General features: G+C 71.8%; 22 protein-coding genes. 6 read left to right on the forward strand and 16 right to left on the reverse strand.

Annotation, left to right across the window (positions count from 1 at the left end):
* The 6 genes from DEJ03_RS07200 to DEJ03_RS07225 form a co-directional block, all read right to left on the reverse strand.
* A partial coding sequence (locus DEJ03_RS07200; protein ID WP_110864067.1) for a calcium:proton antiporter occupies window positions 1–1,105 on the reverse strand: 1,105 nt, incomplete at its 3' end.
* A gap of 12 nt (window positions 1,106–1,117) precedes the next feature.
* Window positions 1,118–2,158: an ABC transporter ATP-binding protein gene (locus DEJ03_RS07205; protein ID WP_258370652.1), complete on the reverse strand. Its 1,041-nt coding sequence runs from the start codon at window positions 2,156–2,158 to the stop codon at window positions 1,118–1,120.
* The gene (locus DEJ03_RS07210) at window positions 2,155–2,955 is read right to left on the reverse strand and encodes an ABC transporter permease (RefSeq protein WP_110864068.1); all 801 of its coding nucleotides are present in this window, start codon (window positions 2,953–2,955) and stop codon (window positions 2,155–2,157) included. Before DEJ03_RS07210 ends, DEJ03_RS07205 begins: the two co-directional genes overlap by 4 nt.
* Before the next feature lie 3 nt (window positions 2,956–2,958).
* Complete coding sequence (modA, locus tag DEJ03_RS07215) at window positions 2,959–3,762, reverse strand: molybdate ABC transporter substrate-binding protein (protein WP_110864069.1); 804 nt, start codon at window positions 3,760–3,762, stop codon at window positions 2,959–2,961.
* A complete protein-coding gene (locus DEJ03_RS07220; RefSeq protein ID WP_110864070.1) occupies window positions 3,759–4,175 on the reverse strand; it encodes a molybdopterin-binding protein in 417 nt (138 codons plus the stop codon). The genes modA and DEJ03_RS07220 overlap by 4 nt, the downstream gene beginning before the upstream one ends.
* Before the next feature lie 59 nt (window positions 4,176–4,234).
* Window positions 4,235–5,290, reverse strand: a complete 1,056-nt coding sequence (locus tag DEJ03_RS07225) for a ThiF family adenylyltransferase (protein WP_181422636.1) — start codon at window positions 5,288–5,290, stop codon at window positions 4,235–4,237.
* A 95-nt stretch (window positions 5,291–5,385) separates the two neighbouring features.
* Here DEJ03_RS07225 and DEJ03_RS07230 point away from each other — a divergent pair, with 95 nt between their 5' ends.
* Window positions 5,386–7,038 carry a glycosyltransferase family 39 protein gene (locus DEJ03_RS07230; RefSeq protein WP_110864072.1) on the forward strand — a complete coding sequence of 551 codons (1,653 nt, stop codon included), beginning with the start codon at window positions 5,386–5,388 and terminating at the stop codon, window positions 7,036–7,038.
* An 84-nt stretch (window positions 7,039–7,122) separates the two neighbouring features.
* Here DEJ03_RS07230 and DEJ03_RS07235 read toward each other — a convergent pair whose 3' ends face one another.
* The 5 genes from DEJ03_RS07235 to DEJ03_RS07255 form a co-directional block, all read right to left on the reverse strand.
* Window positions 7,123–8,055 carry a 4-(cytidine 5'-diphospho)-2-C-methyl-D-erythritol kinase gene (locus DEJ03_RS07235; RefSeq protein ID WP_110864073.1) on the reverse strand — a complete coding sequence of 311 codons (933 nt, stop codon included), beginning with the start codon at window positions 8,053–8,055 and terminating at the stop codon, window positions 7,123–7,125.
* 9 nt (window positions 8,056–8,064) lie between these two features.
* A complete protein-coding gene (locus DEJ03_RS07240; protein WP_110864074.1) occupies window positions 8,065–9,384 on the reverse strand; it encodes an O-acetylhomoserine aminocarboxypropyltransferase/cysteine synthase family protein in 1,320 nt (439 codons plus the stop codon).
* Entirely contained in the window at window positions 9,384–10,424 is a 1,041-nt protein-coding gene (locus DEJ03_RS07245; RefSeq protein ID WP_071406522.1) for an LLM class flavin-dependent oxidoreductase, read from the reverse strand. The genes DEJ03_RS07240 and DEJ03_RS07245 overlap by 1 nt, the downstream gene beginning before the upstream one ends.
* A gap of 85 nt (window positions 10,425–10,509) precedes the next feature.
* Window positions 10,510–11,508 carry a RimK family alpha-L-glutamate ligase gene (locus tag DEJ03_RS07250; RefSeq protein WP_110864075.1) on the reverse strand — a complete coding sequence of 333 codons (999 nt, stop codon included), beginning with the start codon at window positions 11,506–11,508 and terminating at the stop codon, window positions 10,510–10,512.
* A gap of 255 nt (window positions 11,509–11,763) precedes the next feature.
* Window positions 11,764–12,606: a helix-turn-helix transcriptional regulator gene (locus DEJ03_RS07255; protein ID WP_110864076.1), complete on the reverse strand. Its 843-nt coding sequence runs from the start codon at window positions 12,604–12,606 to the stop codon at window positions 11,764–11,766.
* 101 nt (window positions 12,607–12,707) lie between these two features.
* On the opposite strand from DEJ03_RS07255, the gene DEJ03_RS07260 reads away from it, so the two are divergent.
* A complete protein-coding gene (locus tag DEJ03_RS07260) occupies window positions 12,708–13,448 on the forward strand; it encodes an SDR family oxidoreductase (protein ID WP_110864077.1) in 741 nt (246 codons plus the stop codon).
* Between the two features lie 325 nt (window positions 13,449–13,773).
* Here the strand turns inward: DEJ03_RS07260 and rsmA are convergent, their stop codons facing one another.
* The 4 genes from rsmA to rsmI all read right to left on the reverse strand — a co-directional run bounded on the left by rsmA (window position 13,774) and on the right by rsmI (window position 18,081).
* Window positions 13,774–14,625: a 16S rRNA (adenine(1518)-N(6)/adenine(1519)-N(6))-dimethyltransferase RsmA gene (gene rsmA / locus DEJ03_RS07265; RefSeq protein ID WP_110864078.1), complete on the reverse strand. Its 852-nt coding sequence runs from the start codon at window positions 14,623–14,625 to the stop codon at window positions 13,774–13,776.
* Window positions 14,626–14,627: 2 nt separating this feature from the next.
* The gene (locus DEJ03_RS07270; protein ID WP_110864079.1) at window positions 14,628–15,560 is read right to left on the reverse strand and encodes a TatD family hydrolase; all 933 of its coding nucleotides are present in this window, start codon (window positions 15,558–15,560) and stop codon (window positions 14,628–14,630) included.
* A complete protein-coding gene (gene metG / locus DEJ03_RS07275; RefSeq protein WP_110864221.1) occupies window positions 15,557–17,125 on the reverse strand; it encodes a methionine--tRNA ligase in 1,569 nt (522 codons plus the stop codon). The genes DEJ03_RS07270 and metG overlap by 4 nt, the downstream gene beginning before the upstream one ends.
* 134 nt (window positions 17,126–17,259) lie before the next feature.
* The gene (rsmI, locus tag DEJ03_RS07280) at window positions 17,260–18,081 is read right to left on the reverse strand and encodes a 16S rRNA (cytidine(1402)-2'-O)-methyltransferase (protein WP_071406528.1); all 822 of its coding nucleotides are present in this window, start codon (window positions 18,079–18,081) and stop codon (window positions 17,260–17,262) included.
* A gap of 142 nt (window positions 18,082–18,223) precedes the next feature.
* Between rsmI and DEJ03_RS07285 the strand changes: the two genes are divergently transcribed.
* Entirely contained in the window at window positions 18,224–19,855 is a 1,632-nt protein-coding gene (locus DEJ03_RS07285) for a dolichyl-phosphate-mannose--protein mannosyltransferase (protein ID WP_110864080.1), read from the forward strand.
* A gap of 109 nt (window positions 19,856–19,964) precedes the next feature.
* Here DEJ03_RS07285 and DEJ03_RS07290 read toward each other — a convergent pair whose 3' ends face one another.
* On the reverse strand, window positions 19,965–20,627 hold the full coding sequence (locus DEJ03_RS07290) for a TetR/AcrR family transcriptional regulator (protein ID WP_035808760.1): 663 nt from the start codon (window positions 20,625–20,627) through the stop codon (window positions 19,965–19,967).
* A 171-nt stretch (window positions 20,628–20,798) separates the two neighbouring features.
* Between DEJ03_RS07290 and DEJ03_RS07295 the strand changes: the two genes are divergently transcribed.
* The 3 genes from DEJ03_RS07295 (at window position 20,799) to DEJ03_RS07305 (ending at window position 24,648) form a co-directional block, all read left to right on the forward strand.
* Entirely contained in the window at window positions 20,799–22,340 is a 1,542-nt protein-coding gene (locus DEJ03_RS07295; RefSeq protein ID WP_110864081.1) for an MFS transporter, read from the forward strand.
* Between the two features lie 288 nt (window positions 22,341–22,628).
* On the forward strand, window positions 22,629–23,489 hold the full coding sequence (locus DEJ03_RS07300; RefSeq protein WP_035808754.1) for a sulfurtransferase: 861 nt from the start codon (window positions 22,629–22,631) through the stop codon (window positions 23,487–23,489).
* Between the two features lie 91 nt (window positions 23,490–23,580).
* Window positions 23,581–24,648 carry an NAD(P)-dependent oxidoreductase gene (locus DEJ03_RS07305; protein ID WP_110864083.1) on the forward strand — a complete coding sequence of 356 codons (1,068 nt, stop codon included), beginning with the start codon at window positions 23,581–23,583 and terminating at the stop codon, window positions 24,646–24,648.
* Window positions 24,649–24,652 lie beyond the last annotated feature (4 nt).

Here is a 24,652-nt window from a genome sequence, read left to right on the forward strand (position 1 = left end):
AGATGTGTATAAGAGACAGCAGCACGATGAACGCGGCGAAGATCACCAGGTGCACCCCACCCTGCAGCCGCGTGGCACGACCGGGCAGCACGGTGAGCACCGCCGCGACGATCGTCAGCGCGAGCAACACGATCTGCGACGGCCCGAGCCCGAGCAGCAGCGTCCCCGGCATGAACAGCGACGCGACCGCGATCGACGGGATCGTCAGACCGATCGACGCCATCGCGGACCCCATCGCCAGGTTCAGGCTCGTCTGGATCCGGTTCCGTGCGGCGGCCTTCGACGCGGCGATGCCCTCCGGCAGCAGGATGAGCAGCGCGATCACGACACCGACGAACGACGGCGGGAACCCGACGGCGGCGACCCCGGCCTCGATCGCGGGCGACTCCACCTTGGCGAGCCCGACCACGGCGACGAGCGCGACGACGAGCAGCCCGAGCGACACCATCGTGGTGCGACCGGACGGGCGTGCGGCGTGGGCGTCCTCGGACTCGACGAGCACCCCGCCGGCACGGTTGACCGGCAGGAAGAAGTCGCGGTGCGCCACGGTCTGCGTGACGACGAACAGCCCGTAGAGCACGAGTGACGCGATCGCCACGAACACGAGCTGCGTCCCCGTGAAGGAGGCGTCGTCGGTGCCGGTGGTGAACGTCGGCAGCACCAGGGTCAGCACGGCGAGCGCGGCCACCGTCATGGTCGCGGCGCTGGCGCCCTCCTGGTTGAAGCGCACGGTGTTGTGCCGCAGGGTCCCGATCAGGATCGCGAGGCCGACCAGTCCGTTCATCGTGATCATCACCGCCGAGAACACCGTGTCGCGCGCCAGGGTCTCGGCCTGCGCACCGCCCGAGCTCGACAGCGAGATGATGAGGGCGACCTCGATGATCGTCACGGCGACGGCCAGCACGAGCGAGCCGAAGGGTTCCCCCACCCGGTGTGCGACGACCTCGGCGTGGTGGACGGCCGCCAGGACCGTGACCGCGAGCACGACCGCGACGACGACCACCACGGCGGTGCCGAGTCCGTAGCGGCCGTACGAGAACGCGAGCACGACGGCCGCCAGGATCGGCGTGGCCACGGGCCACACCTTGGGGAACCAGGAGGTCATCGGACCATTGTCTCAACCGCGGGGCGCGTAGACCGCCACCTCGGCCGCGGGGACGTCGATGCGCACCGCGTCGCCGGGGGCGATCCCGAGCGCGGTCAGCCGCGCGAGCGTCAGGTCCGCCACCAGGTCACCGGCCCGCACCCGCACCAGTCCGTCGCGCGGTTCGAGCGACGAGACGGTGCGCGCGGCCCCGGCACCGTCCCGCGTCAGCACGGCGGCCGTCGGGTGGAAGGCGGCCAGGGCGGGCCGGCCGGGAGGCACGGCGTGCGCCCCCGACGCCAGCTCACCCCCGCCGTCGATCGCGATCCCACCCCCGGTGGCGGTCCCGCGCACCAGCGCGAGTCCGGAGAACGTCGCGGCGAACGCACTCGTCGGACGACCGAGGACGGCCGCAGGGGTGCCCTGCTCGACCACCCGTCCACCCTCGAGCACGACGACGCGGTCGGCCAGTGCGACCACCTCGACCGGGTCGTGGGTGACGAGCACCGCGGGCCGGCCGGCGACAGCGGTCCGGAGTGCCGCGCGGACCTCGTCCTGCGCGCCGACGTCGAGCGCCGAGGTCGGTTCGTCGAGCAGCAGCACCGCCGGGTCGGTGGCGAGCGCGCGCGCGATCGCGACGCGTTGCGCCTGTCCTCCGGAGAGCGTGCGTGGGTCGCGCGTGGCCAGGTCGGCGACCCCGACGGCGTCGAGCGCGTCGCGGGCACGTTCCCGAGCCGCGACGCGACCGGCTCCGGCCGCACGGGGCCCGAAGGCGACGTTCCCGACGACGTCGAGGAACGGGAACAGGTCGGGCCGCTGCGCGACGAGTCCGATCCGGCGACGGTGTGCGGGCAGGGTGTGCCGCGAGCTCGAGACCTGCACCGCGTCGAGTTCGATCCGCCCGGCGTCGATCGGCAGCAGCCCGGCCAGGGCCTCGAGCACCGTCGACTTGCCCGCACCGTTCGGCCCGATGACGGCCAGGCACTCCCCCACGCGCACCTCGATCGCGACGTCGACGTCCCGCGACCCGACGACGACGTGCGCCCGGACGCCCACCGCACCCTCGGCCGTCACGCCAGGGCTCCGCGGGTGCGGAACGACGAGGCGCCGATGACGACGACGGCCACCACGACGAGAACGACCGCCAGGGCCACCGCAGTGTCCGGGTCGACCTCGCGCTGCAGGTAGACCTCGAGCGGCAGGGTCCGGGTGACCCCCTGCAGGCTGCCGGCGAAGGTCAGGGTCGCCCCGAACTCGCCGAGGGCCCGGGCGAAGCAGAGGACGAGCCCGGACACGATCCCCGGCAGGACCCGCGGCGTCGTGACGGTCAGGAACGCCCGGGTGGGTCCGGCGCCCAGGGTCGCGGCGACTCGTTCGTAGCGGTCACCCTCGACACGGAGCGCCCCCTCGACCGAGGACACCAGGAACGGCATCGCGACGAAGGTCTGCGCGATGACCACCGCCGTCGTGGTGAACGCGATGTGCAGGCCGTGGTCGTCGAGGAACGCCCCGACCACCCCGAGCCGACCGAAGGCCGCGAGCAGGGCGAGGCCACCGACCACCGGCGGCAGCACGAGCGGCAGGAGCACGACGGCACGTGCGACGCCGACCCAGCGCGACCGTGACCGCGCGAACAGCACGGCGAGCGGGTAGCCGAGGACGAACGCGACGCCGGTGGCCGCGAGCGCCGTACCGAGGCTGAGCCCGAGTGCGGTCAGTGACGCGGTGGAGGTCACGAGCCCGACGAACGACGACCAGTCCACCCGGCCGAGCATCGCGAGCACCGGCACGACGACGAACAGCCCGCCGAGCACCGCCGGCAGCGGGAGCCACCACGCGACCGGCGGCCGTCCGTCAGCGCGCGGAGCCACGGGTCAGGGCTTCCCGAAGCCCGCGGAGGCGAGCACACGCTGCCCGGCGGCGGAGCGGACGTACTCCGAGAACGCCTGTGCGAGCGCCGGGTCCTCGGATTCCCGGAGCACGCCGATCGGGTACGTGTTGACAGCCTTGCCCGACTCGTCGAACGGGACCCCGTCGACCTTGCCGCCGGCCCCACGGACGTCCGTCACGTAGACGAGTCCGGCATCAGCCTGACCGGACTCGACCTTGCCGAGCACGTCGGTCACGGACTGCTCCTCACTGACCGGCTCGAGATCCACGCCCGATGCGGACTCGACCTTCGCCGTCGCGGCACCGCACGGCACCGGGGCGGCGCACGTGACGAGCTGGACGCCCGGATCCGTCAGGTCGTCGAGGTTCGCGATGCCCTTCGGGTTGCCCGGTGCGACAGCGATCTCGAGGACGTTCGTCGCGAAGTCCCGCGGCGACCCGCTCGCCAGGTCGGTCGACGACAGCTTCGCCATGTTCGCTTCGTCGGCGGACGCGAACACGTCGGCGGGGGCACCGTTCTGGATCTGGGTGACGAGGTCGCTTGAGCCGGCGAACGAGAACCGGATCGAGGCACCGGGGTTCGCGGTCTCGAACTGCTTGCCGAGCGTGGTGAACGTCTTCTGGAGGGACGCCGCCGCGAACACGGTGATCGAACCGGTCGGCCCCTCGGTGTCGGAGCCCGCCGGGGCCGATGCCCCCGACCCCGCGTCCGGAGTCGTGCACGCAGCGAGCCCGAGCGCGACGGTGGCGGCGAGGGCCAGCGCCGCGAACGGCCGGAGGCGGCTCATCTTTCGTCCTCGTGCCGGGCAGGGGCCTCGACCGCGACCATCGTGGCCTTCACGGACGCCACCGCGACGGACCCGACCTCGAGCCCGAGGTCGCGGACGGCCTCAGCACTCATCAGGGACACCACGCGGTGCGGGCCGCACTGCAGCTCGACCTGCGCCATCACGGTGTCGACGACCAGGTCGGTGACGATCCCGACGAAGCGGTTGCGCGCCGAGCTCTTCACCGCGGACGCCGGGTCGGTCAGCTCGGAGCTGCGTTCCCGCGCGTACTCGGCGACCTCGCGACCGTCGACCACGGCTCGCCCCGCGTCGTCCGTGGCACGGGTGAAGGTGCCGCCGTCGACGAGCCGACGAACGGTGTCGTCACTGATCCCGAGGAAGGCCGCAGCATCCCGTACCCGCAGTTGCGTCATGATCCACCGATCCTATCCGCGGATGCGGCGGTAGTGGCAGTGGAGGGGGCCGGGCTGGGTCAGGACCGGTGCTCGATCGCCACGGGCAGCCCCTCGCGACGCCAGGCCTCGAAGCCGCCGTCGAGGACCGTCACGCGCCTCCCGGCCGGTTGCCGCGCCGCCCACGCGTCCGCACGGGGGCCGCGCGCGCAGTAGACGACGACCTCGTCCGCACCGGTGTCGTCGGTGACGGCACCGGCGACCACGCCGGCCGCGCGTTCCTCGTCGGTCCGGACGTCGACGACGACCAGCGGGTCCGACGGGTCCGCCACCCTGGCGGCCAGGGCGGACGGCGCGATGCGCGGCGTCGCGGAGGCACCAGCAGGTGCCGGTCGACGCGAGGCGGGTCCGCGACGGACGGGGCTCTCCGTCCAGCGCCACCGGCGGGCGTCGACGGTCAGCACGCGTCCGAGCAGCGGGTCGCCGCTGCCGGTGACCAACGCGAAGACCTGTCCTGCCATCACCGCACCGACCGCACCGCACAGGGCGGGGACCACGCCGTCCAGGGCGCACGAGCCCTCGTCAGGCAGCGCGTCGGGGTGCAGGTCGTGGAAGTCGACGCCGTCCGGCCCGGCGTCGCGGAAGACGCTGACCTGCCCGTCGTGGCCGAGCACGGTGCCCCACACGAACGGCACGCCGACAGCGGCGCAGGCGTCCGAGACGGCCCGGGTGACCACGACCGAGTCGGCGGCGTCGACCACGACGTCGTGTCCGGCGACCAGGTCCGGCGTGAACGACCCGACCACGGCGACCGCGTCGAGTTCCGGGTCGACGGCGACGGCCCGGGCGACCGCGACCTGCGCCTTCGGCGAGCCGACGTCCGCGGCGGTGAAGAGCGTCTGCCTGGCCAGGTTCGAGGCGTCGACCACGTCGGGGTCGACCACCGTGAGCCGACCGATCCCGGCGAGGTACGCGACCACCGGCGCCCCGAGCCCGCCGGCCCCGACGACGAGGATGCGCGATGTGGCCAGGCGTCGCAGCCCGGTGACCCCGACGTCGGCGAGCGCGGCGGTCCGCGAACCGAGCTGCGTCCGCCCCGGGGAGAGCGCAGCGGCGGGGGCGACGAGGGGTTCCATCCCGTCATTCTGGCCCGTCGCACCGAACTCCTGCATGTGAGAGTTCAGCGCCCGGACGCGGCGGATCCCCAGAGCAGATCGGTACGGTCGCGGGCGTGAGTTCCCCGCGCACCGGTACCGTCCCGGTCCGACGCACGACGTCGGACGCGTCGGTGCGCGCGCGCTCGCTGGGGCTCGTCGTGGCGGCTGTCCGAGCCCTCGCACGGACCCCCGAGATCACCGTCGGCGCGCTCGGCGTCGTCGTCGCAGCGGCCTTCAGCTGGGTGCCGTCGGTCTGGTACGACGAGGCCGCGACCATCGCGAGCGCACAGCGCAGCTGGCCGGCGCTCTGGGCCGAACTGCAGAACGTCGACGCCGTCCACGGTCTGTACTACGCCGTGATGCACGTCTGGTTCACGCTCGTCGGGTACTCGCCGTTCACGCTGCGGTTCCCGAGCGCGCTGGCCGTCGGGGTGTCCGCCGGCCTCGTCGTCGCCCTCGGCCGTCGTCTCGGCGGGATGCGGCTCGGCGTCGTCTCCGGGATCGTGTTCCTGGTCCTGCCCCGCGTCGCCTGGGCCGGCACCGAGGGGCGCCCGTACGCCACCGTCACGACCTTCGCCGTCGCGCTGACCCTCGTGGGGATCACCGCGGTCCGGCGCACCCGGACCCGGCACCACGCGACCCGGTGGTGGGTCGTCTACGGCCTGCTCGCCGTGGTGGCCGTGCTGTTCAACGTCTACCTGGCCCTGGCCGTCGTCGCGCACGGGGTCGTGCTCCTCTGGACGGCCGTCGCCGACCGTGCCGCACGGCGCGACGCCGTGCTCTCGCAGCGCAGCGGTCGGGTGGCCGCGCCGATGGTCGACCGCGCCGCCTTCGTGCGCTGGGGCGTCGCCGCCGTCGGGGCCGCGCTCGTGGTGTCGCCGTTCATCGTCCTCGCCGCAGGACAGGCCAAGCAGGTCGGCTGGATCACCGGCGTCGGGTGGGCCACCGTGCGCCAGGTCGTCGCGACCGCCTGGTTCGGTGCCGTCTGGCCGTACGCGGCGCTCGGGTGGGCGCTGATGATCGTCGGCGTCGTACTCGCCGTCCGGGCCACCCGACGCCCCTCCCCCGCCGCCCGTGACCTGCTGCGGATGCAGGCCGTGCGCGTCGCCGTCCCCCTGACGATCCTGCCCACCGCACTGCTCGTCGGCGCGACCGCGGCCGGGGAGCACCTGTACTCCCCGAAGTACGCCAGCCTGAGCCTGCCGTTCGTCGCGCTGCTCATCGGCCTGGCGATCACGGCGATCCGACCCCGGCGGTGGCTGGCGCTCGCGGTCGTCGGGATGCTGCTCGTGTCGGCACCGACGAGCACGATCGTCCGGCTGCCCCACGCGAAGCAGGACTCGCACTGGGCGAACGCGGCGGCCATCATCGAGCGCGAGCGGGACCGGCGCACCGACCAGAACGAGGGCGTCGTCTTCGGCAGCGTCTGGGAGCACCCGGGCACCACCGCGCAGGTCATCGCCGACTCCTACCCCGAGGCCTTCACCGGGATGCGCGACCTCGCCGTCGCCGAGACCGGTGCCGAACGCGGGCAGCTCTGGAACGTCAACGGGGACATCGCGACGACGGTGCCCCAGCGGATCTCCGGCATCGACACCGTGTGGTTCGTCGGCGGCAAGTCACGGAACATCCGCCCGCAGGTCACCGACACGCTCGTGGCCGAGGGGTTCCACGTCGTGCGCTACTGGCACACCGGCACGGTCATCCTCTGGAAGTACAGCCGCTGACGGTTGCGGTCAACCCGCTGACAGTGGCGGTCCCGCCGCTGACGGTGGCGGCACATCCGCCGACGGCTGTGCCTGGGCGTCAGGTCAGTGCACCACGCGTGCGCCGTGCACCGGACCGGTGGCCCGGAGTGCGACGAGGCCGGCGGCGCTGAGCTCGACCTGCAGCTCGAGCGCCGCATCACGGTCACCGACCAGGAACGCCACGGTCGGTCCGCTGCCGGACACCAGGCCGGCCAGGGCACCGGACTTCTCACCGAGCTCCAGCGTCGCCGCGAGCCGGGGCTGCAGGCGCATGGCCGGTGCCTGCAGGTCGTTGTGCACGCAGTCCGCGAGCAGGTCGGGGTCGCCGGCGCGCAGGGCCTGCAGCACGTTCGCCTCGACCACGGGGTGCGAGGGCGCCGGGGAGATGTCGGCGCGGTACCGCTCCCGGTGCTCGTCGAGCGCACGGTAGACGGCCGGGGTGCTCAGCCCGTCCTCGCTCAGGGCGAGGACCCAGTGGAACTCGCCCTTGGCCAGCGCCGGGCTCAGCTCGTCGCCGCGACCGGTCCCGACGGCGGTGCCCCCGGCGAAGGCGAACGGCACGTCGGCGCCGAGCTGAGCGGCGAGCCGGAGCAGCTCCTCTCGACCGAGCGCGGTGCCCCAGAGCGTGTCGACGGCGAGCAGGGTCGCCGCGGCGTCCGCGGAGCCACCGCCCATGCCGCCGGCGACGGGCACCTGCTTGTCGATGGTTAGCCGCACGCCGCCGCGGTGTCCGGCCGCGTCGGCCACGAGCCGGGCCGCACGGATGGCCAGGTTCGACTCGTCGACCGGCACGGTGCTCGTGTCGATCGGGCCGGTGAAGGTGACCGAGAAGTCGTCGGCGGCCTCGGCGGTGACGTCCTCGTACAGGGACACCGCCTGGTACGCCGTGGCGACGTCGTGGTAGCCGTCGTCCTGCAGCGCCCCGACGGACAGGAACACGTTGATCTTGCCGGGGGCGCGCGTCCGCACGCGGGTCGGTGCGGCCAACGTGGTCATGCCCCCAACCTATCCCGCTGCGGCTGCCGTGAACCCCCGCGCCAGGTCCGCGGTGATGTCGTCGATGTGCTCGAGGCCGATCGACAGGCGGATGAGGCCGTCCCCCACCCCGGCGGCCGCTCGCTCCGCCGAGGTCATCTGCACGTGGGTGGTCGACGCCGGGTGCACGACGAGCGAGCGGACGTCACCGAGGTTCGAGACGTGGTCGAACAGCTCGAGCGCCGCCACGAACCGTCGGCCCGCGGCGACCCCACCGGCCAGGTCGAACGACAGCACGGCCGACGGCCCCTTCGGCACGTAGCGCTGCTGCAGGTGGTGCCACGGCGAGTCCGGCAGGCCGGCGTAGTGCACGTGCTCGACCTGCTCGTGTGCGTCGAGCCAGCTCGCCACGGTGGCGGCGTTCGACACGTGCCGGTCCATGCGGAGCGACAGCGTCTGGATGCCCTGCAGCACCAGGAACGCGTTGAACGGTGCGATCGCGGGCCCGAGGTCGGCGGACAGCTTCGAGCGGGTGCGCTGGATGAACGCCCGCCGCCCGAACTTCTCGGCGAAGTTCGTGTTCGCGAACCCGGACTGCTCGGTCGAGGCCAGCTGCGGGTAGGCGTCGGCGTGCGCGGCCCAGTCGAAGTTCCCGCTGTCGACGATGAGCCCGGCGATGGCGCTGCCGTGTCCGGCCAGGTACTTCGTCGCGGAGTGCACGACGATGTCGGCGCCGTGCTCGATCGGGCGCACCAGGTACGGCGTCGCGATGGTGTTGTCGACGATGAGCGGCACACCGGCCTCGTGTGCGACCCCGGCCACCCCGGCGAAGTCCAGGACGTCCCCGCGGGGGTTCGGGATGGACTCGCCGAAGAACGCCTTCGTCTCCGGGCGCACCGCCGCCGCCCACTCGGACAGGTCGGTCGGGTCCTGCACGAACGTGAAGGTGATGCCGAGGTCCCGCAGGGTCGACGCGAACAGCGTGTAGGTCGCGCCGTACAGCGAGGCGCTCGACACCACGTGGTCACCGGCGCGTGCGACACCGAGCACGGCCAGCGACGTCGCCGCCTGCCCGGACGCCAGCGCCAGCGCACCGATCCCGCCCTCGAGGTCGGCTATCCGGCGTTCGAGGGCTGCCGCCGACGGGTTGTTCACCCGCGTGTAGGTGTGGCCGGGAGCGTCGAGCATGAAGCGCGCGGCGGCGTCCTCGCCCGACGGGTAGACGTACGCGGCGCTCTGCGCGATCGGCGGCACGTTCGCGCCCCACCCCGGGTCGGCCTTGAAGCCGGCGCGGATCTGGCGGGTCTCGAACGCCCAGCCGTCCTCGGCGTTGGTCGGCGTGGCACCCATCAGGACTGCGCCCCGACCGACTGCCGGACGAGCGGGATGACCTGCTCGCCGAACCGGTCCATCTCCTCGAGCTGCGGCGAGAACTGCAGCAGGAGCGTGTCGACGCCGGCGTCCTCGAACTCCCGGATGCGGTCGGCCACCTGCGACGGCGTGCCCACGAACCCGGGGCGCAGGCCGCGGTTCGACACCGAGTAGTCCTCGAGCGAGGGCACGTGCTCGAGCTGCGACTTCGAGATGAAGTCCTGGTACGACTCGTACGCCTTGCCGTGCTGCACGTCGGTGATCCGGGCGAGCTCGGCCTGCGCCTCCTCCTCGGTCTCGCGCACGATGACGTACGCGGCCATGCCGAACGCCTCGAACGGCGGCAGACCGGCGTCGACGCGGCGCTGCTTCATCTCGTCGATCTTCGCGCGGAGCTCCTCGACCGTGCCGCCGTGCGTGACGTAGGCGTCGGCGTACCCGGTGATCGCGGCCTTGCCGGCCTCGCTCTCCCCACCGGCGTAGATGCGCGGCGTCACGCGGGGCTTCGGCTCGAGGTGCGCGTTCTCGATGTCGTAGTACTCGCCCGAGAACGAGTACGGGGTCTCGCGCCACAGGCCCTTCATGACCTCGACGAACTCCGCGGTGCGCTTGTACCGGTCGTCGTGCTCCGAGAAGATCCCGCCGTACTGCTTCGCCTCTTCCGCCCACCAGGCGCTCACGACGTTGAAGGTGAACCGGCCGCACGAGATGTCGTCGATCGTCGCCGCCTGCTTCGCCGTCACCGCGGGCAGGTGGTACCCGGGACGCATCGCCGCCATGATCTCCAGGCGCTCGGTCGTCGCCGCGATGGCCGCCGCGAGCGACCACGCCTCGAGCGAGGGCGCCGCCGTGCCCTTGATGTCGTTGAGGTTGAGCTCCGGCACGAGCGTCAGGTCGAAGCCGATCCGCTCGGCGCGCTGCGCCAGGCGCTTCACGTAGTCGAAGGTGACCGGCATGTTCTCGTTGTCGACGTTGCGCAGCCAGCCGCCGAAGAGCGGGGTCCAGTATCCGAATCGCACGTTGGTTCCTTGGGGGTGTGGGAAGGCGGACTGGAGGCTCGTGGCGGGCCCGCAACGGGCCTCCAGTCCGGTGGTTCTTGCGTTCTCAGGCCGTGAGCTGCGCCGCGTACTCCGCTGCCAGCAGGCCACCGAGGTACTTCGCGATGGAGCGCGGGCCGGAGGCCGGCGCGGACTCCTCGACCGCGGGGTTGTAGTTCGTGTTCGTGTTGATGTCGTAGACGACGGTGCGGCCGTCCGTCGTCTCCATGAACTCGACGCCCGCGATGGTGATGCGCTGGTCGGTGAGGAACGTGCGGAGCTGCTGGACCAGCGGGTGCTCGGCGGTGATCTCGGTCCGGACGGCGAACGCCGGGGGCGCGCCGACGGTCTCGGTGCCGGGCACGTCGCAGACAGCACCCGCGATGACCTGCGGCACCTCGCACGCGTCGGCGGGGCAGAGCTCGAAGCTCCCGGCGCTGGTGTCGACGCGGACCGCGTACACGAACTCGCCGCCGACGAACTCGACGCGGGTGATGAAGGGCTCGCGGGCCGTCAGGTACTCCTGCAGCAGCGTGATGCCGTCGACCGGGGCCTCGAACTCGGGGCTGTCGACGTAGGCGTCGAACTCGGCGAGCGAGTCGAACCTCCGGACGCCCAGGCCCTTGCCGCCCTGGTTGTGCTTCGTGATGAAGGGGACGTCCTGCCCGTCGGTGAAGGTGCGGGCGGCGTCCTTGAGCGTCGTCGTGCCGAACACGGCGGTCGTGCGCGGCACGTCGAACCCGGCCTGCTGCAGGAGCCCGTGCTGGGCGACCTTCGACACCTCGAGCTCGAGCACGTGGCTGCCGCCGACGACCTGGCGGCCGGCACGCTCGAGCCAGCCGAGGATCGCCCGGGTGTACTCCTTGCTGTGCTCGTGGCCGCGGGTGTGGGAGCTCGCGGACATGCGGCTCCAGTAGACGCCGGGCGCGGGCTCGGCCGCGAGGTCGATCTGCCCCTCGGTCAGCAGGATCTCCTCGACCGGGACACCCTCGGCCTCGAAGGCCGCGGCGAGCGGGGGGAACCACTCGGGGTTCTCGTGGATGACGTACACGCGCGGAGTGCTCACGCCCCCACCCTAGGCACGGTATACCGCACGCGCCCAAGTGTGTGACGTGGCGTTGCTTCTCGGGGCGGGGGCGGGTCCTCGGGGGCGCGGGCGGGTCGCACGGTGCACGCTTGTCCGGTCGGTGCGAGGTTGGTCGCTCGGTGGCGGACTGTAGGGCGGCACCAAGCGGTCAACGACGCACGGGCTCACGAACCTCGCACCGTGCGGGGTCGACCAACCTCGCACGAGCCGAGCGAACTCGCACCGTGCGCCGTGTCAGCCGGCGAAGGTCTGCTGTCCGACGACGCCGAGGAGCTCGAGCTTCTGCGCGTCCTCTGATCCTGGAGGCGCGGTGAAGAGCAGCAGGGCCTGCGCCTGGTCGTCGGTGTGCAGCACCTGGCAGTCGACGGTGATGCGGCCGAGCTCCGGCTGCACGATCGTCTTGTTGTCCGACCAGCGCGTGGCCACCTCGTGCTTGGCCCAGAGGTCGCGGAACTCGGCACTGCGCGTCTGCAACTCGGCGATGAGTTCCGTCGCCCGGCGGTCGCCCGGACCCGCGAGCCCGACGGCCGACCGGAGCGACGCGACCACCACCCGACCCAGCCGCTCGTGCTGCTCCGGCGCGTACTTCGCGAGCTCCTCACCCGTCACGAACCACCGCCACGCCTGGTACCGGCGGTTGCCCGGCAGGCCGACCGAGCTGGTGAGGAGCGCCGCCGCGAGCCGGTTCTCGACCAGGGTCTCGCCCAGGTGGCTGACGACGATCGCGGGGGTGTCCTCGAGCCGGTCGAGCACCCGCAGGATCGCCGGGTCGACGTGGTCGGCGCGGTGCATCCGGGTCGGGGCGTTCTGCCCGGCCAGGTGGAACAGGTGGTCGCGCTCGTCGAGGCTGCACCGCAGGGCTCGTGCGATCGCGGCGATCATCTGCTCGGACGGCTGCGGTCCGCGCTGCTGCTCGAGTCGCGTGTAGTAGTCGACGGACATGCCGGCGAGGGCAGCGACCTCTTCACGGCGCAGCCCCGGGGTCCGGCGTCGTGGACCCTGCCCGAGACCGACGTCCTCGGGGCGCAGCAGCTCGCGGCGACGGCGGAGGAAGTCGGCGAGCGCGGCACGGTCCATGGGTCGATTGTCGTCCGCTTCCGGCCCGGGTGCCAGGGATCGCCGATCCCCCGATGACCGCGCTCTGGTTGCGACCCTGTCCACGGAGCATCGTGGTGGTCATGGACATCACGAACTCCACCGTCTTCATCCCCGGCGCGACCTCGGGCATCGGTCTCGCGCTCGCCCAGCGCCTGCAGGCCGCCGGCAGCACCGTCGTCATCGGCGGCCGCCGCCAGGCGCTCCTCGACTCCCTCGCCACCGAGCACGGCTTCGGCACCGTGCAGATCGACGTCGCCGACGCGGCGTCCATCGAAGCCGCCGCCACCTCGGTGCTCGAGGCGTACCCGTCGCTCGATGCCCTGATCACCATGTCCGGGATCATGCGCGACGAGGACCTCCGCGACCCCGAGCACATCCACGACGCCCTCGAGCTCGTCCAGACGAACCTGGTCGGCACGATCCGCCTCGTCGACGCGTTCCTGCCGCACCTGCTCGCCCAGCCCTCGGCCACCCTGATGACCGTCACCTCCGGTCTCGCGTTCGTCCCGCTCACCGCATCACCGACGTACAGTGCGACGAAGGCCGGTGTGCACGCCTACACGCAGGCCCTCCGTCAGCAGCTCGTGGGGTCGTCGCTCGAGGTACTCGAGCTCGCCCCGCCGGCCGTCATGACCGACCTGATGGGCGGCGCGGACTTCGGCGGCATGCCGCTCGACGCCTTCGCCGACGAGGTCATGGCGCTCATCGAGTCCGGCGCTGCCCCGGAGATCCTGGTGCAGAACGTGCACCCGCTGCGCTTCGCCGAGCGGAACGGCAACCACCAGCAGATCCTCGAGATGATGGCGTCCCGCGAGCACTGACCCGGGCGCCTCGAATGGTGCGAGGTTCCGTGTTCGGTGTGAGGCACTTCGGCTCGCACCGACCACGGAACCTCGCACCATCGCGGTCAGCTGCAGCCCGGACGACACACTCGTTGAACTCAGCGCGCCTGGCGAATGCGCGCGATGGGTTCGGCTCTGCAGTCCGGATCGATCGACTCGATCGCGCGCCGTCGGCGCTCGCGGCGTTCTTCGAACGTGCCTTCAGGTCGCGGCGTCCGAGCGAACAGCGCTTGCCGCTCGGCGTCGGTGAAGATCCGCGGCCCCGGCGGCCGACCAGGATCGCTGACGCCAGGCGTGAGAAGGACTACTCCGCAGCCGCCAAGACCGTCCGCCCGAGCCGCACGAAGTCGTCCACACCGATCGCCTCACCCCGGGCGGTCGGGTCGATGCCCGCCGCCGTCAGGACCTCGGACGCGTGCGCACTGCCGCCGAGCACCCCCGACAGGCTCTGCCGCAGCATCTTGCGTCGCTGCTGGAACGCCGCGTCCACCAGTGTGAACACCCGAGACCGCAGGAGCTCGTCACCCGGGGGCTCGTGCCGGTCGAACGCCACCAGGACACTGTCGACGTTCGGCACCGGCCAGAAGACCTGACGGCTGACCAACCCGGCGGTGCTCCACGACCCGTACCAGGCGGCCTTGACGCTCGGCGAACCGTAGACCTTGCTGCCCGGACCGGCGGCGAGCCGGTACCCGACCTCGGCCTGCACCATGACGAGCGACCGCACGATCGACGGGAAGGTCGCGAGCAGGTGCAGCAGCACGGGCACGGAGATGTTGTACGGCAGGTTCGCGACGAGGTGCGTCGGCTCGACGTCGAGGTCCGTGGCGGCGACGGTCATGGCGTCCTGCTGCACGACCGTCAGCCTGGCATCCGGCTGCATCGACGACACCGTCGACGGGAGCTTGGCGGCCAGGCGCTTGTCGATCTCGACCGCGGTGACGGGCGCGCCGGTCTCGGTGAGCCCGAGCGTCAACGACCCGAGCCCCGGGCCGATCTCGAGCACCCGTGCCGACGGGGTCACACCGGCGACGGACACGATGCGCCGCACGGTGTTGGCGTCGTGCACGAAGTTCTGCCCGAGCTTCTTCGTCGGGGTGACGTCGAGTTCGGCCGCGAGCTCCCGGATCTCCGCCGGGCCGAGCAGTGCGCCCACGACTACTCGTCCACCGTCACGGGCTCGGCGTCCCACGCGCCGTAGACGAGCTCGGTGTTCGAGGCGATCTGGGCCGCGAGCATCGAGGCGTCCGTGCCGAGCGTCTCCGCCATCGACCGCAGGGTGAGCGGGATGAGGTACGGCGCGTTCGGGCGGCCACGGAACGGGGTGGGCGTCAGGAACGGTGCGTCGGTCTCGATCATGATCAGGTGCCGCGGGGCGACGACCAGGGCTTCACGCAGCAGTGCGGCGTTCTTGAACGTCACGGTGCCGGCGAACGACATGTACCAGCCGCGCTCGGCGCAGAGCCGGGCGAGGTCCGGGCCGCCGGAGAAGCAGTGGAAGACGGTGCGTTCCGGGGCACCCACGCGGTCGAGGACCTCGACCACGGCGTCGTGCGCGTCGCGGTCGTGGATCGTCAGCGCGAGGTCGTGCTCCTTCGCGATGCGGATGTGCTCCTCGAACGATCGGACCTGGGCGTCGCGGCCGTCCTCGCCGGTGCGGAAGAAGTCGAGACCGGTCTCACCGATCGCCCGGACCCGCGGCAGCGCGGCGAGCCGTTCGATGCCGGCGATGTGCTCGTCGAGCAGCCCCTGTTCCTGCAGCACGGGCGCTTCGTTCGGGTGCAGCGCGACGGCCGCCAGGACCCGGGGCTCCCGAGCGGCGATCGACGCGGACCACTCCGAGGTGGCGAGGTCCGTGCCGACCTGCACGACACCCCGCACGCCGACGCTCGAAGCACGGTCGAGGTGCTCGCGGTACTCGAGCGGACCGTCACCCCCGTCGCCGACGCCGTCGGCGATCTCCATGTGGGTGTGGTTGTCGTACACCGGCACGACGAGCGCCTGCGGCAGCGGCGGGTACGTCAGGTCGCGCTTCGAGCCCCCGGACCCCCCGTCACCACGGGACCGGACGTGCGACTCGGCGTCGGTCACGCGGAGACCTGCTCGATCCGGGGGAACAGCCCGCTCTCGAGCGGCACCACGTGCGACGCACCCTGCCACTCGAACGCGCGGTCGACCCGCTGCTCGGCGACGGACCCGCCGGCGCCGATCGAGGCCCAGAGCTTCTCGGTCGCCTTCGGCATGACCGGGGACAGCAGGACGGTGACGGTGCCGAGGCCACGGAGCGCGGTGGTCAGGACCGTGCCGAGGCGCTCGCGGTTGGCGTCGTCCTTCGCCAGGGCCCAGGGCGCCTGCTCGGTGATGTAGCCGTTCAGGGCGTCGACGAGCTCCCACACGCTCGCGATCGCCTCGTGCGGGGCGAAGGCGGCGATGGCGGCGTCGGCACGCTCGGTGACCGACACGGCCAGGGCGTCGATCGTCTGGTCGGATTCGGTCAGTTCGCCACGCGCCGGGACCTCGCCGTCGCAGTACTTCTGCAGCATGGCGACCAGGCGGGACGCCAGGTTGCCGTAGCCGTTCGCGAGTTCGGCCTGGTAGCGCGCCGAGATGTCTTCCCAGCTGAAGTTGCCGTCCTGCCCGAAGGTGATGGCGCGCAGGAAGTAGTAGCGGAAGGCGTCGGACCCGAACGTGTCCGTGATCTCGGACGGCGCGATGCCGGTCAGCTTCGACTTGGACATCTTCTCGCCGCCGACGAGCAGCCAGCCGTGGCCGAAGACGCGCTCCGGCACCGGCAGCCCGGCGGCCATGAGCATCGCGGGCCAGATGACGGCGTGGAAGCGGGCGATGTCCTTGCCGACGATGTGCACGCTCGGCCAGAGGCGCTTGAAGGCCTCGTCGTCGTCGGTGCCGTAGCCGAGCGCCGTGACGTAGTTGAGCAGGGCGTCGAACCACACGTACAGCACGTGGTCGCTGTCCCAGGGGATCTTGATGCCCCAGTCGAAGCTGGAACGCGAGATCGACAGGTCGCGGAGCCCCTGCTTGACGAACGAGATGATCTCGTTGCGGACGCTCTCGGGCTGGATGAACAGCGGGTTCGACTCGTACAGGTCGAGCAGGCGCTGCTCGAAGTCGGACATCCGGAAGAAGTAGTTGCGCTCGGCCAGCACCTCGACCGGGATCGAGTGGATCGCGCAGACCTGCTGCCCCTCGTACGCACCGGTGCCGGCGACCAGGTCGCTCGGCTGTTTGTACTCCTCGCAGCCCACGCAGTAGAAGCCCTCGAACTCGCCGGCGTAGATGAAGCCGTCGTCGTACAGCTTCTGCAGGAACGCCGTCACGCCGCGCTCGTGCCGTTCGTCGGTGGTGCGGATGAAGTCGTCGTTCGCGACGTCGACCGTGTCGAGCAGTGGCTTCCAGGCGTCGTTGACCAGCCGGTCGGCCCATTCCTTGGGCGAGACGTCGTTCGCCGAGGCGGTGCGCAGGATCTTCTGCCCGTGCTCGTCGGTGCCGGTGAGCAGCCAGGTGTCGTCACCGCGCTGCCGGTGCCAGCGTGCGAGGAAGTCCGCGGCGACCTCGGTGTAGGCGTGCCCGATGTGGGGCACGTCGTTCACGTAGAAGATCGGCGTGGTGATGCTGAACGAGGACCCGGCGGACATGCGGACCATCCTACGGGCGCACCGAACCCTGATGACGCGTCCGGCGGTGGACTGTGGAGAACCGGGTCCGGGAGGCCCGTGACGGGCCCGTCCCGCGCCTCCAGACCGGCGGATGCGAACGTGACGAGCCCCGCTCAGCGCGCCGCGAGCGCCCCTTCGTACAGGTCCCGCTTCGACAGCCCGGTCGCGTCCGCGACCGCCGCGGCGGCCTCCTTCATGCGCATGCCGGCGGCCACCCGCTCGAGCACCAGGCGCACGCCGTCGTCGAGCGTGGCTTCTTCGGTGGCCTCCGCGGCGCCGGCGACGACGATGCAGATCTCGCCCCGGACGCCCTCGGACGCCCACGCGACGAGTTCGTCCAGCGGCCCACGGCGGACCTCTTCGTACAGCTTCGTGAGCTCGCGGCAGACCGCGGCGCGGCGGTCGCCGCCGAACCCGACGGCCATGTCCGCCAGGGTCTCGGCCAGCCGGTGCGGCGACTCGAAGAACACCATCGTCCGCTGCTCCCCCGCCAGCGCCTGGAACGCCCGGCGGCGCTCCCCGGCCTTGCGGGTCGGGAACCCCTCGAACGTGAAGCGGTCGGTGGGCAGCCCGGAAACGGCGAGCGCCATGAGCACGGCCGACGGCCCGGGCAGGGCGGTGACGGTGACCCCGGCGGCCGCGGCGGCCTCGACGAGGGGGAAGCCGGGGTCGCTGATCGCGGGCATGCCGGCGTCGGTCAGGACCACGACGTCCTCGTCGCGGGCGAGCTCGACGACCTCGGACGCCTTCGCCCGCTCGTTGTGCTCGTGCAGGGCGATGAGCCGCGGACGGTTCTCGATGCCCAGGGCGCGCATCAGGTGGATGGCGGTCCTGGTGTCCTCCGCCGCGACGACCGTGGCGTTGGAGAGGGTCTCGACGAGACGGCGCGAGGCGTCCCCGAGGTTGCCGATGGGCGTTGCTGCGAGGACGATCACGCACCCATTGTCCCCGCACGGCGACGCCGGCGCGGCCCGGGGCGGCCGCGCCACGGCGACACCGGGGTCGACCGGCGCGCCCCGCGGCGCGTGCACGCCCGTCGCAGCGGGGACATGTGGTCGATCCGTAGGATGCTCAGCGATGACCAGCGAGCTGACCGACGACCGCACGGCCGTGCCCGACGGGCCGGTCGGCTCGCGCCTGGACGACTGGTGGGGGCGGGTGCTCTCCACGTCGCAGCGCGTCGCCGTGTGGCGGTGGACGGGTCCGCTCGCGGTGACGCTCCTCGCCGCCGTGCTGCGCCTGGTGAACCTCGGCAACCCGCACTCGCTCGTGTTCGACGAGACGTACTACGTCAAGGACGGCTGGTCGATCGTGCACCTCGGGTACGAGGGCACCTGGCCCGCGAACCCGAGCGGGGACGGCGCCCCGACGACCGACGACCGGTTCGTGCGCGGTGAGACGGACATCTTCACGAGCGCCGCGGAGTTCATCGCGCACCCGCCGCTCGGCAAGTACCTCATCGGCCTCGGGATGCTGCTGTTCGGGGCGGACAACTCGTTCGGCTGGCGCTTCACGGTGGCCGTGCTCGGCATCGCGACGGTGTTCCTCACCGCCGTGATCGCCCGGTCGCTGTTCCGTTCGACGATGATCGGCACGCTCGCCGGCTTCCTGCTCGCGATCGACGGGCAGGCGATCGTGATGTCGCGGGTGACGCTCCTCGACGGCATCCTGACCTTCTTCGTCATCCTCGGGTTCGGGGCGCTGCTGCTCGACCGCCGGCGGAGCCAACGACGGCTCGACGAGTGGGTCGCCGCCCGCGCCGCCGCGGGCCGGACCACCCTGTGGGGGCCGGTGTTCTGGTGGCGCCCGTGGTTGTTCGCGATGGGCCTGGCCCTCGGGTTGGCAGCGGCGACGAAGTGGTCGGGGGTGTACTTCCTGGCGTTCTTCGCCGTGTACTCCGTGCTGAGCGACATGATGATGCGCCGCCGCGCCGGGGTCGAGTTCTGGTCGTCGAGCGCGCTGCTGCAGCAGGCACCGTTGTCGTTCCTGCTGACCGTGCCGATCGCCGCGGTGACCTACGTGGCGTCGTGGACCGGCTGGTTCGTGTCGAAGGACGGCTGGGACCGCAACTGGCTGTCCTCGGGCGGCGACCGCTGGACCGGGCTGCTCGCCTGGGTGCCGGACAGCCTGCAGAACTGGTGGCACTACCAGTCGGAGATCTACGCCTTCAACATCGGGCTGCACACCCCGCACTCGTACCAGGCGAACCCGCTGCTCTGGCTCGTGATGCAGCGCCCCACGTCGATGTTCTACGTCGGCACGGACGCCGGACAGGACGGCTGCTGGGCGAACCGCTGCGGCGAGGCGATCACCGGCATCGCGAACCCGTTCATCTGGTACGCCTCGGTCATCGCGACGGTGGCGCTGCTCGTGCTCTGGATCCTGCGCCGGAAGTGGGAGTACGGCTTCGTCCTGCTCGGCGTCGCGGCGGGGTACCTGCCCTGGCTGATGTACGTCGACCGGACGGTGTTCCAGTTCTACACGATCGCCTTCGAGCCCTACATGGTGATGGCGTTGGCCGCCGCGATCGGGTTGGTGCTCGGCAGGCGGAGCGACGAACGGTCACGCCGGTCACGGGCGATCCTGTGGGTCGGCGTGTACCTGGGCGTCGTCGTGCTCGCCTCGGTCTACTGGTACCCGATGTGGACGGCGATGCAGGTGCCGTGGGACTTCGTCCGGTCGCACTACTGGATGCCCAGCTGGTTGTAGCCGGTCTGGCAGGTCCGGGCGCGCCCGTCGCGCTGGGCGCTCTGGTGGCGACCACCGCCGGACTGGAGGCCCGTGGCGGCGCCGCCACGGGCCTCCCCTGCGTCCGTGGTCAGGACTGCGCGTGCAGCGCGCGCTCGATCGATTCGCGGTCCAGCGGGTCGCCGAGCATCGGCGCGGTGTCGTCCGTGCCCGGCAGGACGCCCTGGATCAGGAGTTCCGCGTAGCGGCGCCAGGCGTCCGGGTCGTGCTCACGGGTGGCGTCGGCGACCGCACCGACCATCGCGGTGAGCATCGGCAGGTCCCGGTAGTCGAAGCCGGGGCGGACGACGCCGGCGGTCTCGGCACGGCCGATGATCGCGGCGACCTGGCGTTCGAGCCGGTCGCGCTCCTGCACGATGGACGGACGGGCCTTGCCGGCACGGACGATGGCGTCGGCGAGGGCGCGGTCGCGTGCACGGAACGCGAAGACGCCCATCAGGTACACCCGGAGCGCCTCACGCGGGTCGGACACGTCCGCGGCGCGCGCTGCGGCGTCGTTCATGGCTTCGAACTTGGTGGCGAGCAGCGCCTCGATCAGGGAGTCCTTATCGGCGAACCGTCGGTAGACGGTGCCGACCCCGACGCCGGCCTCGTGCGCGATGTCGTTCAACGTGACGGAGAGCCCGCGCTCGGCGAAGCACTTGCGCGCCGTCTGCAGGATCAGCTCGCGGTTGCGCGCAGCGTCGGCGCGCAGCGGTCGCTCGAGGTCGGACACGGAGTCGGTGGTGCTCACGATCCGACCGTAGTTGCACTTTCTGGGAACAAGTGGATGCCCTCCTTCCGTTTCGGTCTACACTGACCACAAACGGATGCATCGCATCCGGTTTCGTCACCACCACATCTCGGGAGTGCCCGACGGCGCGCACCTCCACCCCACCCTCCAACCTTCTCGAAGGAGGCTGCCGTGACGGCAGAACACACCGTGCCGACCCCCACCGGGACAGCGCCCACGACTCCGGGCACCACCCCCGCCAAGAGCAACCACCGCTGGATCGCCCTGGCGGTCATCGCCCTCGCACAGCTGATGGTCGTGCTCGACGCGACCATCGTGAACATCGCCCTGCCCTCGGCCCAGGCCGACCTGGACTTCGGCACCGACCAGCGACAGTGGATCGTCACCGCGTACTCGCTGGCGTTCGGTTCGCTGCTGCTGCTCGGCGGTCGTCTCGGCGACCTGTTCGGGCGCAAGAACACCTTCATCATCGGGCTGGTCGGCTTCGCCGTCGCCTCGGTGCTCGGTGGCCTGGCCGACTCGTTCGGCCTGCTCGTCGCGGCCCGCGCGCTGCAGGGTGTCTTCGGCGCACTGCTCGCCCCGTCCGCACTCGGCATGCTGACCACCACGTTCCGCGACCCCAAGGAACGCGGTCGCGCGTTCGGCATCTTCGGGTCCATCGCCGGCTCGGGTGCGGCCATCGGCCTGCTGCTCGGCGGCGTGCTGACCGAGTACGCCTCGTGGCGCTGGTGCCTCTACGTCAACGTCGTCTTCGCCGTGCTCGGCGTGATCGGCGCACTCGTCTTCATGGAGAAGCCGCCGAAGGTCGAGCGTCCGCGCATCGACGTCCTCGGGGTCATCACCATCACGCTCGGGCTGGTCGGCGTCGTCTACGGCTTCTCGAACGCCGAGACGAACGGCTGGGACTCCCCCGTCACGATCGCCATGCTCGCCGGCGGTGTCGTGCTGATCGCCGCGTTCGTGTTCATCGAGACCCGCGTCGCCCACCCGCTGCTGCCCCTGCGCGTCGTGCTCGACCGTGACCGCGGCGGCTCGTTCATCGCGATCGGCCTCGTCGCGATCGGCATGTTCGGCATCTTCCTGTTCCTCACCTACTACCTGGAGCAGACCCTCGGCTTCAGCTCGCTGCAGACCGGTCTCGCGTTCCTGCCGATGCCGCTGTCGATCATGATCTCGGCGACGCAGATCGGTGGCCGCCTGCTGCCGCGCGTCGGGCCGAAGGTGCTCATCTTCGCCGGTGGCCTGGTCGCCGCGACCGGGCTCCTCCTGCTGCTCCGCACCGACCTGGACAGCTCCTACGCGGGCACCGTCCTGCCGGCGCTGATCGTGATCGGCCTCGGCATGGGCACGATCTTCTCGTCCGCGATGAACACCGCGACGACCGGGGTCGCCCGGGCCGACGCCGGTGTGGCCTCGGCGACGGTCAACACCATGCAGCAGATCGGTGGCTCGATCGGTACGGCGCTGCTGTCGACGATCTTCGCCGACGTGGTGTCGAACAGCCTGTCCGGGCTGACCGCCGCCCCGACGAAGCTGCAGCAGGCCCAGGCCACGCTCGACGGGTACCACGCGGCGTTCGGCATCTCAGCCGGCGTGCTCGTGCTCGTCGCCCTGGCCGGCGGACTGCTCATCAACCGGCAGTCGGTGCGGGTCGAGCGGCTCGCACGTGCCGGGTCCGCCACGACCGGGAGCATCCCCGCCGCAGCGCACTGACGCTGGCGGTTCGCTGCGCGTCTTCGGCCCGTTCCGGTTCTGCCGGGGCGGGCCGTCGTGCGTGGGGGGGCGGCGACACCCGTTCCACGACGATCCACCTGTCGAACGACGCGTGCATCGTCGATCGATGCGCACGCACTCGGTGCCTGCGCATGTTCCGACAGACCACTCGTCGAACGACTGGTGCATCGTCGATCACTGCCCACGCATGCACCTACCCCCACCCCCGGTTGCGCCGTGTGTCCACGTCCCTGGCCCACGTCAGGGGTGCGGATTATGGTGTGCGACATGGCCCCCGTCCTGACCTCACCACTCGTGTCGACGCAGTGGCTCGCAGACCACCTCGGTGCTGACGAGCTCGTCGTGCTCGACGCCTCGGTGCACACGGTCGGCGCCGGGTTCGACACCACCTGGCTCCCCGGGCGGGACGCCCACGAGCAGCGCGGCCACGTGCCCGGCGCCCGCTTCGCCGACCTGATCGACGACTTCTCCGCCGCCGACGCCGACGTCCCGTTCACCCGCCCCGGCGCCGAGCGCTTCGAGGTCGCGGCGGCGCAGCTCGGCGTGACGAACACCTCGACCGTCGTGGTCTACGACGACAGCGTCGGTGAGTGGTCGGCACGCCTGTGGTGGATCTTCCGATCGTTCGGCTTCGACTCGGTCGCGGTGCTCGACGGTGGCTTCACGAAGTGGCGCGACGAGGGCCGCCCGGTCCGCGTGGGCGCACTCCGCACCCCCGCGGCACCGTCCGACCCCGATGCCGGCGCGTTCCTGGCCGGCGAAGAACGTGCGCTCTGGGCCGACCACGACCGTGTCACCCGAGCGGTCTCCGGCGAAGAACCGGCGTCCCTGGTGTTCGCCGCGCCCTGGGCCGCCCTCGGCGACGACCACCCGCCGATCGTGCCGGGCAGCACCCCGATCACGGCGGACACCCTGGTGGACCCCGAGACGAACGCGTACCTGCGCGGCGCCGAGCTCGAGCGGGCCTTCGCCGCGGTGATCGGTGCCGACGAGATCGTCACGTACTGCGGGGTGGGCAGCGCCGCGTGCGTCGACGCCCTCGCCCTGACGGTGCTCGGACACGACCGGGTGAAGGTCTACGACGGTTCGCTGGCCGACTGGTGGCGGCACGAGCAGCTCGCCTCCTGACGGAACCGATCGCGGAACGACGGCCGCGCCCGGCCGACGGCCGAGGACTGACGGCCGCGAGCCGACGGCCACACCGCACTACCGTTGCACCATGAGCACCAGACGCGCGGTCATCCTCGGCGGCACCGGCGGCATCGGCTCGGCCGTCGCACGGGAGCTCCTCGACGCCTCGGGCCGCGGCGGCGACGACTGGCAGGTGGACGTCCTCGCACGCCGAGGCGGCCCCGCAGCGGACGCGCTGACCGCTTCCGGCGCCACGTTCACGCCCGGCGACCGCCGCGACCGGTCCGTCCTGCGCGACCTGCTCCGCCCCGGAGCCGACCTGCTCGTCGACACCGTCGGCCTGACCCGCGACGACGCCCAGCAGCTCCTGCCGTTCCTCGACGACGTCGGCTCGACGGTCTTCGTCTCGTCCAGGTCGGTGTACGCCGACGAGCAGGGACGGCACGCGAACTCGCTCGACAAGCCGGTGTTCGGCGGCGCGGTCACCGAGATCCAGCCGACCGTCACCGCCGGCGACGGGGACCCGACGAGTCGTGACGGCTACGGCGCCGCGAAGGTGGCCGCCGAGCAGGTTCTGCTCGACCACGGTGCTCCGGTCACGGTGCTCCGCCCGTCCAAGGTGTACGGCGTCGGCATCGGCCGCCCGCGGGAGTGGTTCGTCGTCCGCCGTGTGCTCGACGGCCGGGAGCGCATCCTGCTCGCCGACCACGGCCGCGGCGTCGACCACACGACGGCGGCGAGCGGCATCGGTTCGCTCGTCCGACTCGTCGCGGACGCGCCGGACCGCCGGATCCTCAACGTCGCGGATGCCTCGGCCCCGACCGCGCTCGAGATCGTGCGGACGATCGGCGGACACCTCGACCACCGGTTCGACGAGGTCCTGCTCGACGAGGACGTGCCCGCGTTCGTGGGTGGCACGCCGTGGTCGTCACGACCGCCGTTCGTCCTCGACACCACTGCGGCACGCGCCCTCGGGTGGGAACCGCCGCAGTTCGCGACCGCCGTCGCCCCGGAACTGGCATGGCTGGTCGAGACCGCCCACGCGACGCCCGCCGACGGCGACGTCCCGTGGGCCGACGACCCGTTCTGGGAGCACATGTTCGACTACGGCCCCGAGGACGCCGCACTCGCGCTCCTCTCCCTCAACCTGGGCTGACACG

Source organism: Curtobacterium sp. MCLR17_043 (assembly GCF_003224215.1).
GTDB lineage: Bacteria > Actinomycetota > Actinomycetes > Actinomycetales > Microbacteriaceae > Curtobacterium > Curtobacterium flaccumfaciens.

What these genes read in the sequence shown, in the direction of transcription:
- modA (WP_110864069.1), bottom strand. Translation starts at nt 3,762, where the DNA reads ATGAGCCGCCTCCGGCCGTTCGCGGCGCTGGCCCTCGCCGCCACCGTC.
- DEJ03_RS07225 (WP_181422636.1), bottom strand. Translation starts at nt 5,290, where the DNA reads ATGGAACCCCTCGTCGCCCCCGCCGCTGCGCTCTCCCCGGGGCGGACG.
- DEJ03_RS07300 (WP_035808754.1), top strand. Translation starts at nt 22,629, where the DNA reads ATGGCCCCCGTCCTGACCTCACCACTCGTGTCGACGCAGTGGCTCGCA.
- DEJ03_RS07220 (WP_110864070.1), bottom strand. Translation starts at nt 4,175, where the DNA reads ATGACGCAACTGCGGGTACGGGATGCTGCGGCCTTCCTCGGGATCAGT.
- DEJ03_RS07235 (WP_110864073.1), bottom strand. Translation starts at nt 8,055, where the DNA reads ATGACCACGTTGGCCGCACCGACCCGCGTGCGGACGCGCGCCCCCGGC.
- DEJ03_RS07260 (WP_110864077.1), top strand. Translation starts at nt 12,708, where the DNA reads ATGGACATCACGAACTCCACCGTCTTCATCCCCGGCGCGACCTCGGGC.
- DEJ03_RS07285 (WP_110864080.1), top strand. Translation starts at nt 18,224, where the DNA reads ATGACCAGCGAGCTGACCGACGACCGCACGGCCGTGCCCGACGGGCCG.
- metG (WP_110864221.1), bottom strand. Translation starts at nt 17,125, where the DNA reads ATGTCCGCCGGGTCCTCGTTCAGCATCACCACGCCGATCTTCTACGTG.
- DEJ03_RS07240 (WP_110864074.1), bottom strand. Translation starts at nt 9,384, where the DNA reads ATGGGTGCCACGCCGACCAACGCCGAGGACGGCTGGGCGTTCGAGACC.
- DEJ03_RS07255 (WP_110864076.1), bottom strand. Translation starts at nt 12,606, where the DNA reads ATGGACCGTGCCGCGCTCGCCGACTTCCTCCGCCGTCGCCGCGAGCTG.
- DEJ03_RS07305 (WP_110864083.1), top strand. Translation starts at nt 23,581, where the DNA reads ATGAGCACCAGACGCGCGGTCATCCTCGGCGGCACCGGCGGCATCGGC.